Origin of the sequence: Rheinheimera soli (genome assembly GCF_031457405.1) — a bacterium.
GTDB classification, from domain to species: Bacteria; Pseudomonadota; Gammaproteobacteria; order Enterobacterales; family Alteromonadaceae; genus Pararheinheimera; species Pararheinheimera soli_A.
Window position 1 is genome coordinate 1 of sequence record NZ_JAVDWR010000017.1, and the last position, 15245, is coordinate 15245.

Sequence of the window (15245 nt, forward strand, 5' to 3'; positions counted from 1 at the left end):
ACTGGAAACCGGCGATGAATCAGTTCATCATCATGTACGGTGATCGTGTATCACTATGATAAACAGCCACTTACACAGAAAATTTTACATACTCCAAAAATTTGATTTTATATTCTGTCTGAATGTATGATTTCCGACCTTTAACCCCTCAATTATACAAACTACAAGGAACTGTATTGATGTTTCGTGTTAAATCTATGGCATGCGCTATTGCCGTGCTTTTATCGACCCCCTTGTCCGCCCTTGAAATCCCACTGTACGAACAAATTCCAAACAGTTCATTGCAGGCAGAAAGCCCACAACCTTTAGTGTTGTCCAACAAAGCCTTGCAACAAGAAAGCTTTGTTCACCTGGCCTCAACTATAGTGACAGGTCACAATCTGATAGCGGCTTCTAACAACACAGGTTTCAGCCTGGTACGTTTTACTGACGGCCAGTACACATTGCTGAAAGATTATACCTTTAAAGAATTAGATCTGGATTCAGGTTCTGTTTTACGTTTTAACTCAGACGCGTCTGTGCTTTTTATTCGGGATTACAATGAAGTCAACGCTTTCTCTGTCGCACCTGACGGTAGCCTGAGCAAACTGGCAACCCATAGCAGTAGCAACAATTACAGGTACAATTACGGTTCTGAAGGCAACAGCTATATCAGCTCTGAATACAGTCAATCCGGGTATAACTTGGTTTTAAATAGTTTTAATGCCAGTGCTAACCGTTTTACGTCAAAAGATTTAGTCCGCCAGCCTAATAATATGAATTTTGCGGTGTACGACGAAAGCAAAAACCTGCTGATTGTCGGCAGTTTTTCATACAGCTCCTACAGACATGAAGTAAAAACTTATAAAGGCGATGCATTCAATCAATTTAGTTTGATTTCAACCATTGAGCTGCCTTCAGGTTCTCTGGGGCAGGATAATGTTGCCTATTCCAGTGATTCAGGAAACTTATTTATTGCTACAGGCACAACCTATCAGTTCCATGTTCAGGATAATGGGGTGTTACAGCAAATTACCAATAACAGTGGTTTTAATTTACCTAATAGTTACCCACGCAAGCTTGTATTGTCTGCCAATAAACTCTTTGCATCCTATAATAGTGAAATTCATGCTTTGTCTTTAACTGGTACAACAATTACTGGCAAAGAAAATTTGTCTAACCAATACTACCCAAGCATAGCGCAATTGGGCGGTAATCTGCTGACTCTGCATAATGAAGGTCTTCATTATTACAGTCAGGGATTTAATGCACCGCGAACCTCATTGCAACGCGGAGCACAAGGCCTTGCATGGGTACAACATGACCCTGCATTAGGCCAGCAAATCCAGTTGGCTGGCAACTACTTACTAAGATCATCCTCACAGTATAGTGAGTTATACAAAGCAGACAGTGCAGGTAAACTCAGTATAGTGAGGACCTATTCCGCCTTTGCAATGATGCCGGAAGATGGAAACGGTCAAGGTACTATCGCCAAACTTAGCGATACAACCATAATAACCGCAAAAGGTAATAAGGCGCGTTTGCTGAGCTTTGATACGGCAACTGAGCGTTTAACTTTGATTAAAGAAATTGACTTAAACAAACTGGTACCTGAAGCAAACAGCTTTAACTATAGCGACAGCATGCGCATGTTAGGTTCTCATTTACTGGTACGGGCTAATTCCAAACTGCATCTGTTTCAGGTTTTGGATAACACTTTGTCTTATTTAGATACAGCGGTAGCAGGTGTAAATAACGTCACGGCAATTCCAGAACTGACTTCGAGCGCTGAATTCAACGGCAAGCTTTACATCTATAACAATGGTTACAATGCTATTCATGAACTAAGTGTTGAAAACAACAGATTAAAGCAAAAAGAAGTGTTCGAAATGCCATCCTCAGGCTGGGGTTCAACACAAGTCGTAGCGGCAGGACAGCAGCTACATGTCAAGTCTGGCTCAACGCTTTATGTTTTCCAACAGATAGACTCTAAATTTACCTTGTTGTCACTGAGCAACATTAACTCTAACCCGCTGTTTTACATTGATAAGAATTTTGCATTAAATCAATACAATTCAGATGCTATAGAAATACTGCAATTTGATAAAACTTCAGGTATTCCAGAAGTCATCAATGATATTACTGTTGATGACTCCTGGTATTTACGAAATGCCTTTATGTTTGGTCCTTATCTTTATCTGCAAAATTCTGAGTCTCCGGCTGGTTTTATACAATTTATGGTCAACAGGGCTCCGGATTTAACCACTACACCTGCCGCAATAGCGTTGCACGAAGGGGTAAGTTACAGCACAGAACTGGCAGGCTTAGTATCAGATGCAGATGCAGGTAATACAGTAGTATTCAGTCTGGTCAATGCAGTCACTGGAATAACGCTGTCAGAACAAGGGACTCTGAGTTATGACGGTAGTGCTTTATCTGCCAGCACAATCACAGTCAGAGCAACAGACAATACAGGTCTGTATTCAGATATCACCCTGACGTTTAATGGCAATAAAGCGCCAGTATTAAGCCAGGAATGGATAGCACCTGCACTGAACCAAAACCAAGCCTTTTTACTGGATTTAAATGAGTTTTTTGTCGACCCTGAAGGTTCTGTATTAAGCTATGAAATCACGTCTACCGCAGCTCTGACGGTGACGGCGAAAGGCATTGTCAGCGGCACTATCACCACAGGACAAGCTCATCAGTTAAACGTAGTGGTAAAAGATAACAAAGGGGCAATCAGTAGCCATACCTTGCCATTAAATGTTAACGCTGCTCCTGTATTATCAGGTTCTGGCAGTCTGACCATGTTCACTGAGGAGACGGTGTCCATTAATCTGGCCAGCCTATTCACGGATGCAGAAGGACAAAGCATCAGTTTCAGTGCAATGAACTTACCTGCAGGCTTAACTCTGTCCGGCAGCACCATTTCTGGCAAAGTGACTACAGCAGGTTCCTTCAGCGCGCTGATCACTGCGACAGACAGTGCGGGCGCCACCTCACAAGCAACATTAAACTTTGTAGCAACTCAACAACCTAAAAGCTCTGGTGGCAGCTCAGGCTGGATTTCGGTCTTTGCTTTAATTGCTTTAGTGTTAGGTCGTCGTTTCAGAAAAGCTTAATTGTTTTTTAATCATAAGGGGCTCAGTTGAGCCCCTTTTTTTATCCACTATGGTTGTGCAAATCAGCTTTTATTCAAAGCAAGAATTAAACACTGACCAGCCACAGAATCTTATGCTCTGCGTGACGGCCAGTGATGTACTGCTACAGACAACAACACCAGTATCAGCAAGGCACTGAATTCTGCACCGTTGCGGCCAGGCCCTACAACAAACCAGCCGACTTTGGCGTGCAAAATGGCAATACCAGTGGCGTAGATGCCAACATACCCCAGACAGACCAGAGTGACATAACGGTTTAAGGCCAGAAATAAAGTGCCAATAATTTCAAAAGCAGTGATGGCGACTGCTATTAATACCCCCATAGGCCAGCCCTGATTATCCAGCCACTGACCAAAAGGTTCTACACCACCAGTTAAAGCTCTGTGCCAACCGTGTGCTCCTATTATTCCTGCGACAGCCAGTCGTAAGGTACCCCAGCCAAAAATCTGTTGTAGTGACATAAAATCTCCCTTCTTACTGCTTTGCTGATTTTTGTTGTAAATGCTGTAACACCAGCATTGCGGCCTCTGCCTGATGCACAGGCACCAGAATATGATCATGAAAAGCGCCGGCAAATACATTACAACTTAAACCGGTATCAGCTAATGCCGTGGCAAAAGCTGCAGTTAAACCAATAGCTTCTAAATCAGAATGTACTGTCAGGCTGATCCAACGCGCCCTGAATAAAATATCCAGTTGATACTCTGCCGCTTGTTGTTCGGTCAGCACTAAGGTCAGACCTTCTTTTTCTTTGAAGCTGGCTAAAGGCAAAGGCCCAAGCCAGCTTTTATCCAAAGGCCAGATACAATACACATAGACTTCTGGCTCCAGTACTGGCTGCATAGTGTTCAGCAACTGGTCCAGAGCTTGAATAGCCTTTGTCATTGATGCTCTCCACTTAGTTATTTGAGTACTACAGGTAACTGGCCTTGCGCTTTGGCCTTTCCAACTAAAAATCCAATCACCGCATCATAAGCTGGCCCTGAAAATGGTCGCTCTGCGGTTTGAGGTTTTTGGTTGTAGCTATAAGTCGCCAGTCGTAAGTCAGCACTGTTGGCAAAATCAGTCAGCTCGTAAGGGGTACGCAAAGACACCATCACAGTTTTTTTGCCTGAAGCTTTAGCTTGCTGCAAGAGCTGCATTAACAAGGTCTTTTGTTCTGTCACCGTTAATTTCATCGCAGGTAAAGCTTGCAAGTCGGCTAATACTCCCAGCTCAGCTGCGCTTTGGGCTGGCGAAATCAGTGAACCTAACACCAGATCAGCCTGAGCTATTTGCTGTATTGCCAGCTTTTGATCAAAAGAGGTTAAATCGCTGCAGCTGACAGACTTTGGCTTTATCCCCCAGCCGCTTAACGCCTGTAACCAGCTTTGGCATTTGGTTTGATCAGGGGCAATCAGGTGTAGTTTTAAAGCGGCCAGATTTAAGGGTAACTGTAATTTATTAGTGCCCACCAGAGTCAGGCTTGCCTCTGCCAGTTCCCTCTCCAGTTGCAGATCCTTTTCTAAACGTCTGGCGTCAGGTAACAGCTTTTGAGCCGGGCTGGCTTTGAGCTGCTGACGCAATCTGGTAATACGCCTGGCCGATTGTGCTATTTCAGCGCTGTCCAGCTGGCCTTGCTGTACAGCCAGCACCACTTGATCAATCAGTTTTGCCAAAGCTGTCATATCAGCAGGAGTTTTCATTTCATAAGGCATCAGCGCTATATCAGCACCAGCAGCAAAAGTGTGGATCACAGCTTCTGCTGGCGTAAAAAACTGACTGATGCCAGCCATATTCAGTGCATCTGTGATGATAATGCCATCAAAGCCCATGTCGTCACGTAACAAGCCGGTCAGAATGGCACGGGATAAAGTAGCAGGCTTAATCAGAGCCTCACCGGATTTGCTGATCAGACGGCTGTTATCCAAAGCCGGATACTGAATATGAGCCGTCATCACCATGGCAGGCTGATGCTGTTTAATCAGTTGGCGAAATGGATATAAATCAACAGCTTCTACCGTGGCTTTGTCATGTTCCACTAAAGGTAAACCTGTGTGGCTATCAACATGAGTGTCACCATGTCCAGGAAAATGTTTAATGGTGCCTAAGACGCCCGCCTGTTGCATGGCATCCAGCATAGCGCCACCAGCCGCTGCTACAGCGACAGGGTTATCGCCAAAGGAGCGGGCATTAATCACAGGGTTAGCCGGATTATTATTCACATCCAGGCTGGGAGCGAAATTTAAGTTAATACCAAGCGAGCTTAATTGCTGCGCTATAGATCGGCCAACATCCTTAGCGTAGCTGTTGCCAGACCTAGCCAAAGTGGCACCAATGGCCATATTACCGGCAAAGGCAGGAAACTCGTGAGTCGGTAGACGAGCCACACGACCGCCTTCCTGATCAATACCTATCAGCAGCGGTAAACCATCGCTGCTGGCCGCTTGCAAATCAGCAGTTAAACGGCGAATTTGGTTTTTATCTTTTAAGTTATTGGCGAATAAGATCACCCCGCCTAAATGCAGCTGCTGTATAGCTTCGGCAAATTCTTTGGGTAACTCCGTCAAATCGGTTTTGCATTGTGCTGATAAACCTTGAGTACAAAAATGCCGTAAATCGATCATCAGCTTTTGCCCAATCTGACGGCGTAATTCCTGCTGATCCATTGATGTTTGTGCCACACAACCTCCCGCATTTAACGCCGCTACAGCCAGCAGCAGTGCATATTGTTTCATCTTGCCACCACATTCTGAGTTTATCAGAGCACTATATCAGGGCAACACAAGCTCTGTAACCGCATCAGTTGTAATGGTTTTTGTTTGTTCATTCTTTAAGCGCAGAAGCTGTGTTTATCCTCGTTCAGCGCTTTGAGAGCCTGCCGGCTTTTGTTATGCTCGGGCTGTTGTCATTCAAAGATCAATAAAAAACCTGGCCAAAGATGCCGGATGTGGCAACAGATGAAGCACATAGATCAAAATCAATAAAGCAAAAATGGAGTCTGAACCTGATGAAAAAAACCTACCTGCTGGCTCTTAGTCTGAGCCTTGGCAGCCCCTTTTTATACGCAAAAACTCAGCCTGCGGGCGAACTGATGATAGTAGGTGGAGCTTTAGCCAGTTCCAACCAGGCGGTATACCAACAGTTTATTCAAAGTGCTGGCGGAGCAGATAAAGCCAGAATAGTGGTGATCCCTGCGGCCAGCAGTCAACCGGTGAAATACTTTCGTCAATTCCAGCAGGATTTAGCCTTATATGGCGTGCCTGAGCAGCAAGTGCAACTTGTGCCCATAGCGGTAAAAGATGACAAAAGCACCACAGAAGATGAATCTTTATGGCGTAATAATGCTGCAAACCCAAAACTGGCGGCACAAGTGCAACAAGCCACAGCCGTCTGGTTTTTAGGTGGCGACCAAAATCATCTGGTTGATACCTTAAGAGCAAAAGGGAAAAACAGCCCTGTACTTGATGCGGTTTGGCAGGTCTATCAGCGCGGCGGTATTATCGGAGGCACCAGTGCAGGCGCTGCAGTAATGAGTGAAACTATGATTGCCTCAGGTTCGTCCTGGACAGCTTTAGCCAGAACCATTGCAGAGCCTGACACACAAGTCGACGAAGCCGCGGATGAGCCCCAGCAATTACGCTGCGGCTTAGGTTTTTTCCCTGAGGGGGTGATTGATCAACACTTTGACCGCAGAGCCCGCTTTGGGCGTTTGATTGTCGCAGTGGCAGAACAAAAGTCTGGTTCTGCTATAGGTTATGGTGTGGATGAAGACTCCGCTTTATTTTACCAGGCCAAAACCCGGCAATTTCAGGCCTTAGGTTCAGGCGGTGTCACTGTGATTGATTTACGTCAGGCTAAAAAAGTGACGAACCCGCTGGGTTTTCAAATGGAAAATATCCGCTTAAGTTATCTGCAAGGTGGCGATAAATACGATGTTCAAAGCCAGCAGCTGTTACCTCATCCGGACAAAGTGACCACTACAGGCGCTGAGTACGGCCACAATCCACAGCCTGTGATGTCCGGGGTTTTTAGTGCCAATACCCGCCTGAAAGACTTTATTACTTTTGAACTGACCGACAATAAAGCGGCCAGCAAAGCCATTAGTTACCTGCATCAGGGCAATGGTCTGGTGTTTGGTTTAACCTTCAGCAAAGATGAAAAAACCAGAGGGTACTGGCAATATCTGGATGGTTTAAAGGACAATAGCAGCGCCCATCAGGTCCGTTTAGATATAGTACCAGGCCGGATGCAAATTGATTTAACACCACAAGCTGACTTGTAAGGGTATAAAAAGCCGGAGATCGGCAGAGATCCGGCTTTTTTCTCGTTTAACCGCAGGAAAAAACCTATAAAAGGTTGCCTTGGTTGCAGCTTACCCAGTTATAATCGCCGCAGTCTTTTGTTGTTAAGCCGTAGTCGGGCAGGTTGTTATGTATAAACCCACACCATTGTTAAGCTATTTCTGGGGGCTGTTTAGTGGTTTGATTGTCTCCGCTTTTTTATTTAACTCCTTGACTCAAACTGAAGTTGCATCAGAACAAATCCCGATCGAAGCAGAACAAAATACGCTAGCGGCCAGTTCAACTTCAGTTGTCGATGCGCCAACACTAAGTCTGGCCACCAGAGCAGAGTTATTACTGAAGTACTACACCATCCGGGATGGTGCTGAAGAAACCAACCTTGCGCCTTTGTTACAGAAAAATGGCCATCTGGAGATTTTCCGCCAGATGCTGCAACAAAGCACAGCTGACGTCAGCGATTTAATCCAGTCCACCCACTCTTTTACTGCGGCGCAGTTTTATGCTTCGCTGGTACGCATTAAACAAAAAGATGAAGAGCAACAAGCCAAAGCCCAGTTGGAGCTATTAAAACCTGCCCCTGTAATACCTGCTGTCAGCCCCCCTTAAACTCAAGGCGTCTGCTCCATTTTTGACTATAGTCAGAGCATTGGCTGAAGTCTGGAGTCAGGCAGATGAAGGTTCTGTTGCTGTGCTGTGTTTTATTTTTCTTTACAGTGTCTGCTGCTATGCCATGTCCATTGCAGCTGCGTATGGCTTACAACAATAACTGGTTACCTTATGTCCAACTGACGGATGAAACAGTCACGGGTTCAGATATTGAGTTGGTGCGAAGCCTGGTTCACACACTGGGCAGCGCTTTGCAACTGGTCAGAATGTCAGAACAACGAGCCCTGCAACAACTCAAACAGGGCGAACTGGATTTGGTGTTTGCCGCTTCTTACACAAAAGAACGTGCCGGTTACGCCTATTTTTCACTGCCTTATCGGGAAGAAAACATTACTGCAGTGCTAAGTACCGACTTAATAGCGCAACATCCTGAACTAAAAACCAGATCCGACTTTTATCAACTTGCAGCTAAACGCTGGTCTGGTGCTGTCAATACAGCAGGCTACTATGGTGATGAATTTGAACACTTTAAACAAAACGAAGGCCAAGGCCGGTTGTTTCATGTAGCGGAAGAATTCAGGCGTTTACAAATGGTGGCTCAAGGCCGGGCTCATTATTCGATAGTGGACCACAATGTGGCCCATTATCATATCCGGCAGCACAAAGAACTGTCAGAGCTCAGATTATTGCCTTTTCTGTTACATCACAGCAGTATTCATTTGATGTTGAGTAAAAAAACAGTGCCTGAAGCTTGTGTAGAACAGCTGAACCTGTTGCTGAAAATCCAGCTTAAGAATCAGACTGCATCTGAGCAATAAACTTATTCGAATCTGCTATTGCCTTGTTCATTTCACTGATCAAACTGCTGACATCCTGCTGTAAACCGGCAAAATCAGTCTGAATAGAACCAATAGCTTTGGCATTTAAGTTATGTTTTAAAAACAATACATTGTCATGCATGATTTTAAGCACAGGCTGCATTTTCTTTTCAGCAGAACGCATTTTTTTCAGCAACTGACTAAATTGTTTTTCCGTGCTCACCAGCTTTTGTTTGCTTTGAGCTTTTAAACTGGCGCTCTGGTATTGCTCCAGCTCATCACGCCACTCGTTGAATAACGCATCAGCCACAGACTCCACTTTGTTGATGCGGGAACTGACCCGTTCAGCAGCTTTGACACTCTGCCTGTATTCAGCATCCAGCGCTTCGTATTTCTGCTGTAAATCACCACCATGAAATTTCAGCAACTGACTGAGTTCGTCCAGCGCGTCTTTAAACTGCTGCTGCCCTTCCACCTGCGCATCGCGGGCGTCTTTGACCCTATCGACCAGAATTTCACGTTTCTCCACACCAAACTTTTCCATGGTGGCGTAATAGGCTTGTTGGCAGCCTGTCAGACATAAAACAAGCAGCAGTAAACCACTTAATTGTCGCATTCTGTACTCCGGAATTCTGTATAAAAAACCATAGTACTAGCTTAAGGCTCTGAAATCATCTGGCTCGAAACCCAAACACTATTTGAGTCTTGTTTTAACTCAGGCTACCATTCACAAAAAATACACACAGCACAGGCAAAATTGACAGGCTGTACTCAGAAAATGTCAGCCTTTTCCGGCTTTTATTCCCCATTTCAGGTTAAATAGAGGAAGTTATGCAATTTAACCATTTGTCTATCAGACACAAGTTGTTACTCAGTTTAAGTAGTGCAGTGCTGATTGCCAGTGTGCTGATCAGTCTGATCAGCCAGTCTATGACTCAGACGGTATTAACCGACAGAATGCTCAACAGCGAACTGCCAAAAAGTCTGCAACAGATTAAAACCAGTATAGAAACCGAAATTGACCATCTGAGCCGTATTGCACAGCAATTAGCAACGTCGCCCCAGTTTCATGACTTTTTGGACAGCAACAGAGATCCGGCGCGTGAACAATTGCTGGTCGCTGAACTGGAAAATATAAAGCAACGCCATGCTTTGCAGGCGGCGTCTTTTTGCAACAGAGAACTGGGAGATTACTGGAACGAAGCTGGCTTTTTACGCAGGTTAAATCAGCAGGAGGACAGCTGGTTTTTTGCATTTAAAGACAGTGGCAAAGCCAGTCAGGTTTCAGTCTTCAACAGTCCGGAAGTGGGTTACCAGATTTTTGTCAACTATCAGCAGCTGGATGGCAGAGGTTTGTCTGGCATCGCCAAGCCGCTGACTGAAATGGTGACCATGATCAGTCAGTACAAAATCGAACAGACAGGTTTTGTTTATCTGGTGAACCCTCAGGGTCAGATCCAATTGCATCCAGAGCAAAGTATTGGTACTGCATTATCCGCTGTTTTACCTGAAGTCGATCTCAGTGCCCTGCTAAAACCACAAGGTATTCAAGTGCTTTCTGCAACGGTGAAAGAGCAGAAACTGGTGCTGGCCTCCGTTTATGTACCAAGTATGGACTGGTATTTAGTGGCTCAGGTCCCAGAAAATGAAGTCTTCTCTGTGTTGGATCAGATCAAACAAACCAGTTGGGTAACGGCATTTCTGGTGACCCTGGTTTTTGCTTTTATATCTATACTGCTCAGTAACAGCATTAGCCGCCCTATTCAGCAATTAGGTGAACTTTTTGCGCGTATGGGTCAGGGGGAAGCGAATTTATCGGTCAGAATTGAACAGCAAAAAGGTGCTGAACTGCAACAACTGACAGATGGCTTTAACCAATTCATCAGCAAAATTGCTAATTTAATCAGCGATATTCATCAGAGCAGCATCACTCTTAATGCCCAGGCAAAAGCCTTATCAGAACAATCTTCGCTGAGTCTGGAGCAAAATCAACAACAGCTGGCATCCTATAACAATGTGCAGCAAGCGATGGACCAAATGGAAGCAACTGTGGCCGACATAGCGCAGAATTCAGCTCTGGCTGCCGATAGCACCAGCAATGTCAGTCAGTTAGGCTCAAAGAGTAAATCCTGTGTTGATCAGGCCAGTGCTCATATCAGCAGTTTGTCTGCTGAAGTCACTCAAGTGGAAACCGTGATCAAGTTGCTGGCAGAAAAAGCCGATAGCATCAGCCAAATTCTCGATGTGATCCGTAATGTGGCCGAACAAACCAATTTATTAGCACTGAATGCGGCCATAGAGGCAGCCAGAGCGGGTGAACAAGGCCGTGGTTTTGCCGTGGTTGCAGATGAAGTTCGTAATCTGGCGGCACGCACCCAACGTTCTACGACAGAAATACAGGATGTGATCAGCAGTCTGCTTTCCAGCACTTCAGCGGCGGTAACAGCTGTCACTAAGGCTGATGCAAAAGCTCAGCAAGGAGTTGAACTCAGTCAGCAGGTCAGCCACAGCCTGAGCGCTATCGCCGGCCAAATTCAAAGTCTGGAAAGTATGAGCCTGCAAATTGCCGCAGCCACAGAGCAACAAGCTATGGTGACAGCTGACGTCAGCAGTCAATTATCCCTGATGAACAGCGTGAATAAGGCGAACGTCAGCAGCGCTGAGCAGATGCAACAAGCCTCCCAAGGCTTGTTAACACTGGCTCAACAACTTAATCAACTCGCCAGCCGTTTCTCCTGCTAAATCACTCAGCAGACAGAGCGGAACTAAAACTCCGCTCTGCTTTTAATGACCATGGCAGTCTTTGATCTAATCAGGTTAAGTTATTTTCTAAAATTTTGTCACAGTTTTAAATGTCGTCGTGTCTTTGTAATAACGCTGGTTATTGCAACACAAAACAAAGGACATATCGATGAAATCTACAACAGTTTCCACTTCAATTCAGCTTCACCTGGCTATCACTATTACAGCTGCTGCCGCCTTTAATGCGGCCTGTAGTTATAGTTCCGGCTGGTTTATGCCGCTGCTTTGTTATCTGATGGCGATGGCGAGTCTCTTTACTCTGATCCATCGTTTTGGCCCGCTGAGCAAGGCACAAAAAATCGGCTTATGGGCGGTTCAGCTAGTGGCAACACCGGCTTTTGTCGCCGCTTTATGGTTCAGCGGTAAATTGAACTCCATGTTCTGAGCTGTCATATTTTCATCAGAGAAAGGTGCTGAGTGCAGTTTCCAGTTGTTCCAGAGACTGCACTTCCAGATCCGCTGTAATACCTGCTGGTAAAGTTGCATCAAAGCGGTTTAACCAGCAGGTATAAAAACCTGCCTGTTTACCACCGCCAATATCAGCTATAGGGTTATCACCGACCATCAGCACGCTGGCTGGATCAGGTAACCCCATTAGTTCTTTGGCATGCGTAAATATCTGCGGATGAGGTTTAGCAGCGCCCACTTGCTCAGAAATCACCAGAATATCAAAGTGGTTATGTAAGCCTGTGCGCTCTAAGCGAATTTGCTGAAGGTCGGTAAAACCGTTGGTGATAATGCCTAATTTGGCTTTACCTTGCAGTGCATTGAGCAAACTGACAGCGCCGGGCAAAGGCGTACAGACCTCTGCCATCGCCTGCAAAAAACCTGAGTTGAGCACAGAAGGCGCAACATTAAGCTGCTGCCCCCAATAGCTAAAACGCTGTTCCTGCAGCTGTTTTGCACTGATTTCTGCGCTTTGATATTGCAGCCAGAGTGGCTGATTTAATGCCTGATAGACTTGATAATGCTCAAGCGTAAAATCAACTCCATAACCTTTAAACATCAGCTGTAAACCGGCATAAGCATCAAAATGAAATAAGGTTTCGTCGGCGTCGAATAAAATCCAGGAAAAAGCTTTCACTTAAGTACTCTTAATATGTGTAAAAAAACTTCGTATTTGTGGCTCAGAGCTGATAGCTCTGAGCCTGAAGCTTAACTGTCAGATGAACCGTTAACTATCTCTGCTATCTCTTCCAGGCGGCGCAGTGCCAGATAGTTGATGGTACGTTTTGGATACTGGCCTTTGCTGTTACGCTCACCGGCCGGCATATCCATCAACAGTTCCAGTGCTTCATCCACACCTTTGACCACATAAATATGGAACTGGCCCTGCTCTACCGCTTTGATCACTTCATCATTCAGCACCAGATTCAACTGGTTGCTGGCAGGAATAATACAACCTTGTTTACCAGTTAAACCCCGGGACTGGCACAAGCGGAAGAAACCTTCAATTTTTTCGTTCACGCCACCTATCGCCTGCACCTGACCATGCTGGTTAATAGAACCAGTGACCGCCAGACTTTGGGTAATAGGAATATCGGCTATGCCTGAAATCAGTGCACAAACTTCAGCCAAGGATGCACTATCACCATCTATTAAACCGTAGGATTGCTCCATCGCTATATTGGCCGACAAGGTCAGCGGAAAATGCTGAGCGTATTTAGCGCCTAAATACCCTGTCAAAAGCATTACGCCTTTGGAATGAATGGATTTACCCAGCTCTACTTCGCGCTCAATATCGACCACACCGGTGGAGCCGGCAAATACAGTGGTACTGATACGGGCTGGCGTACCAAAAGCGGTGTCGCCAATTTCCAGCACTGTTAAACCGTTAATTTTGCCAACGGCCCAGTCGTCTGTGTCTATTAAAATCTGGCCTTCCTGAATATCTTCTAAAAAGGATTCGCTGATGCGGCCTGTGCGGTATTGTTTGCCTTCCAGTGCCATTTGCACATGCTCAGCGCGCAGCTCAGTCGAGTCATGCTGAGCGGCGTAAAAACAAGCTTCGCGCACCAGCTCCAGCACTTCAGCAAAACGGGCTGAGAGTTTGCGCTGATGTTCTGCCTGACGGAAACTGAAATTCAGCAACTGCTTTAAACCGCAAGCGGATAAAGTTTCCATATCCATTTGCTGAATTTGATCCTGAATTTGCAGCGACATATAACGCACTGTCTGCTCGTTAAACGGTAAATAGTGTTCAAAGTCAGCTAACACCCTGAACAGCTCGTTAAACTCGTCGTCGACGTCCTGCACCAGATAATACAAATCACGTGAACCCAGCAGCACAATTTTGACGCTGAGCGGTATCGCCTTTGGCGTAATAATGGTGGAGTTAGTCACTGCATGATCGCTTAAAGTATCAATCAGAATTTCGCCGGTTTTCAGCGCCAGTTTCAGCGCATCCCACAAGCTTGGCTGTGACAATAAACGATCGGCGTCCAACACCAGATAACCGCCATTGGCTTTATGCAAAGCGCCGGGGCGGATCATACGGTAATTGGTGTACAAGGAGCCCTGCATTGAGCTGTATTCCACCCGGCCAAATAAATTGCCGTAGCTTGGGTTGGGCTCAAAAATAATAGGGGCGCCGTCCATCAGCTCGTGATGCATCAAGACATTAGGTACAAAGTCGCCGACAAAAATGCCACGAATATCCAGCTCTTCCAGCTTATCGCTTTCGGCTTCTTCCGGAAGCAGCTCCAGCATGGCTTTGACCAAAGCGGGTTTCATTTCACGCAGATAACGTAATACACCCAACTCACCTGAATAGTCGTGTTCTAACTGCTTTAGTAAAGGTTTAATGGCTTGTTCTATGGTTTCACGACGCAGCGCCCGCAGGTTTTCCGACAGCTCACGTTTCCACTGCGGTAATTCCAGCAACTGTTCGTTCAGAATGGTTTCAAGCTCTGAGACTAAATCGTAAAAAAACTGGCGTTTTTCTTCAGATAAATTAGCAAATTCATTGTCATCCAGCGCTTTGCCATCCACCACAGGCGAAAAGCTGACTGCGCCGTTTTCTTCATACAACACCACTTGCTGCTCTAAGGCTTTACGTTCCACTAACTCAATGGCGGCTTCGTATTTATCATCAAATTCCTGATGAATGGCTTTTTTCTTGCGCTGATAACCAGGGTTATCAAAAGCGGCAGGGAAAGTATCCAACAGCTCGTCTATTAAGGCTTCCACCTTTTTCACCAGCACTTTGCCTTCGCCAGGCACTAAACGTAAGGTGCCCGGAATACGCTCGTCGTCAAAGTTATTGATATAACACCAGTCGTCCGGCGTGGCTTTTTCGCTGGCAGCTTGCTGCAGAATATCCTGGACTAAGGTATAGCGGCCTAAAGCAGGCTCGCCCATCACATAAAGGTTATAACCCGGCATATCCATGCCGATGGCAAAATTAAGAGCCGCCTTTGCTCTGTCCTGGCCAATAAAAGTACTGGATAAACCGCTCACATCCAAAGCTTGCTGGATCAGGTTTTTATCAAGTTGTGGGCCTAAATGTTCGGCGGTTAAAGCATACTTATGGCTGTTGTGCGTCATGCAACCTGCTCAGTGTTGAAAGATGAAAACTACAATGACGTCATCTT

At 45.6% G+C, this 15245-nt stretch carries 12 protein-coding genes; 6 read left to right on the plus strand and 6 right to left on the minus strand.

Annotated elements, in window-relative coordinates:
• Nucleotides 1–179: 179 nt before the first annotated feature.
• A complete protein-coding gene (locus J2W69_RS17075) occupies nt 180–3104 on the plus strand; it encodes a putative Ig domain-containing protein (protein ID WP_310280734.1) in 2925 nt (974 codons plus the stop codon).
• A 110-nt stretch (nt 3105–3214) separates the two neighbouring features.
• Here the strand turns inward: J2W69_RS17075 and J2W69_RS17080 are convergent, their stop codons facing one another.
• The 3 genes from J2W69_RS17080 to J2W69_RS17090 are packed head-to-tail and all read right to left on the minus strand — an operon-like array spanning nt 3215 to nt 5860.
• Nucleotides 3215–3604: a DoxX family protein gene (locus tag J2W69_RS17080; RefSeq protein WP_310280736.1), complete on the minus strand. Its 390-nt coding sequence runs from the start codon at nt 3602–3604 to the stop codon at nt 3215–3217.
• 13 nt (nt 3605–3617) lie between these two features.
• A complete protein-coding gene (locus J2W69_RS17085; protein WP_310280737.1) occupies nt 3618–4028 on the minus strand; it encodes an ACT domain-containing protein in 411 nt (136 codons plus the stop codon).
• Nucleotides 4029–4045: 17 nt separating this feature from the next.
• Entirely contained in the window at nt 4046–5860 is a 1815-nt protein-coding gene (locus J2W69_RS17090) for a glycoside hydrolase family 3 protein (RefSeq protein WP_310280739.1), read from the minus strand.
• 272 nt (nt 5861–6132) lie between these two features.
• Between J2W69_RS17090 and J2W69_RS17095 the strand changes: the two genes are divergently transcribed.
• From J2W69_RS17095 to J2W69_RS17105, 3 genes are all read left to right on the plus strand, one after another.
• Nucleotides 6133–7407 (plus strand): cyanophycinase, encoded by a 1275-nt coding sequence (locus J2W69_RS17095; protein ID WP_310280741.1) that lies wholly within the window; start codon nt 6133–6135, stop codon nt 7405–7407.
• A gap of 148 nt (nt 7408–7555) precedes the next feature.
• Nucleotides 7556–8032, plus strand: a complete 477-nt coding sequence (locus J2W69_RS17100) for a hypothetical protein (RefSeq protein ID WP_310280744.1) — start codon at nt 7556–7558, stop codon at nt 8030–8032.
• Between the two features lie 65 nt (nt 8033–8097).
• On the plus strand, nt 8098–8850 hold the full coding sequence (locus J2W69_RS17105) for a substrate-binding periplasmic protein (protein ID WP_310280746.1): 753 nt from the start codon (nt 8098–8100) through the stop codon (nt 8848–8850).
• Here the strand turns inward: J2W69_RS17105 and J2W69_RS17110 are convergent.
• Nucleotides 8822–9466, minus strand: a complete 645-nt coding sequence (locus J2W69_RS17110) for a DUF2959 domain-containing protein (RefSeq protein ID WP_310280748.1) — start codon at nt 9464–9466, stop codon at nt 8822–8824. The two genes, J2W69_RS17105 and J2W69_RS17110, sit on opposite strands and share 29 nt — an antisense overlap.
• Before the next feature lie 215 nt (nt 9467–9681).
• Between J2W69_RS17110 and J2W69_RS17115 the strand changes: the two genes are divergently transcribed.
• Entirely contained in the window at nt 9682–11592 is a 1911-nt protein-coding gene (locus tag J2W69_RS17115; RefSeq protein WP_310280749.1) for a methyl-accepting chemotaxis protein, read from the plus strand.
• A gap of 169 nt (nt 11593–11761) precedes the next feature.
• Nucleotides 11762–12037: a hypothetical protein gene (locus J2W69_RS17120; protein ID WP_310280752.1), complete on the plus strand. Its 276-nt coding sequence runs from the start codon at nt 11762–11764 to the stop codon at nt 12035–12037.
• A 15-nt stretch (nt 12038–12052) separates the two neighbouring features.
• On the opposite strand, the gene yjjG is transcribed toward J2W69_RS17120, so the two are convergent.
• Entirely contained in the window at nt 12053–12736 is a 684-nt protein-coding gene (gene yjjG / locus J2W69_RS17125; protein WP_310280754.1) for a pyrimidine 5'-nucleotidase, read from the minus strand.
• Nucleotides 12737–12807: 71 nt separating this feature from the next.
• Nucleotides 12808–15198 (minus strand): Lon protease family protein, encoded by a 2391-nt coding sequence (locus J2W69_RS17130; RefSeq protein WP_310280756.1) that lies wholly within the window; start codon nt 15196–15198, stop codon nt 12808–12810.
• Between the last annotated feature and the right edge of the window lie 47 nt (nt 15199–15245).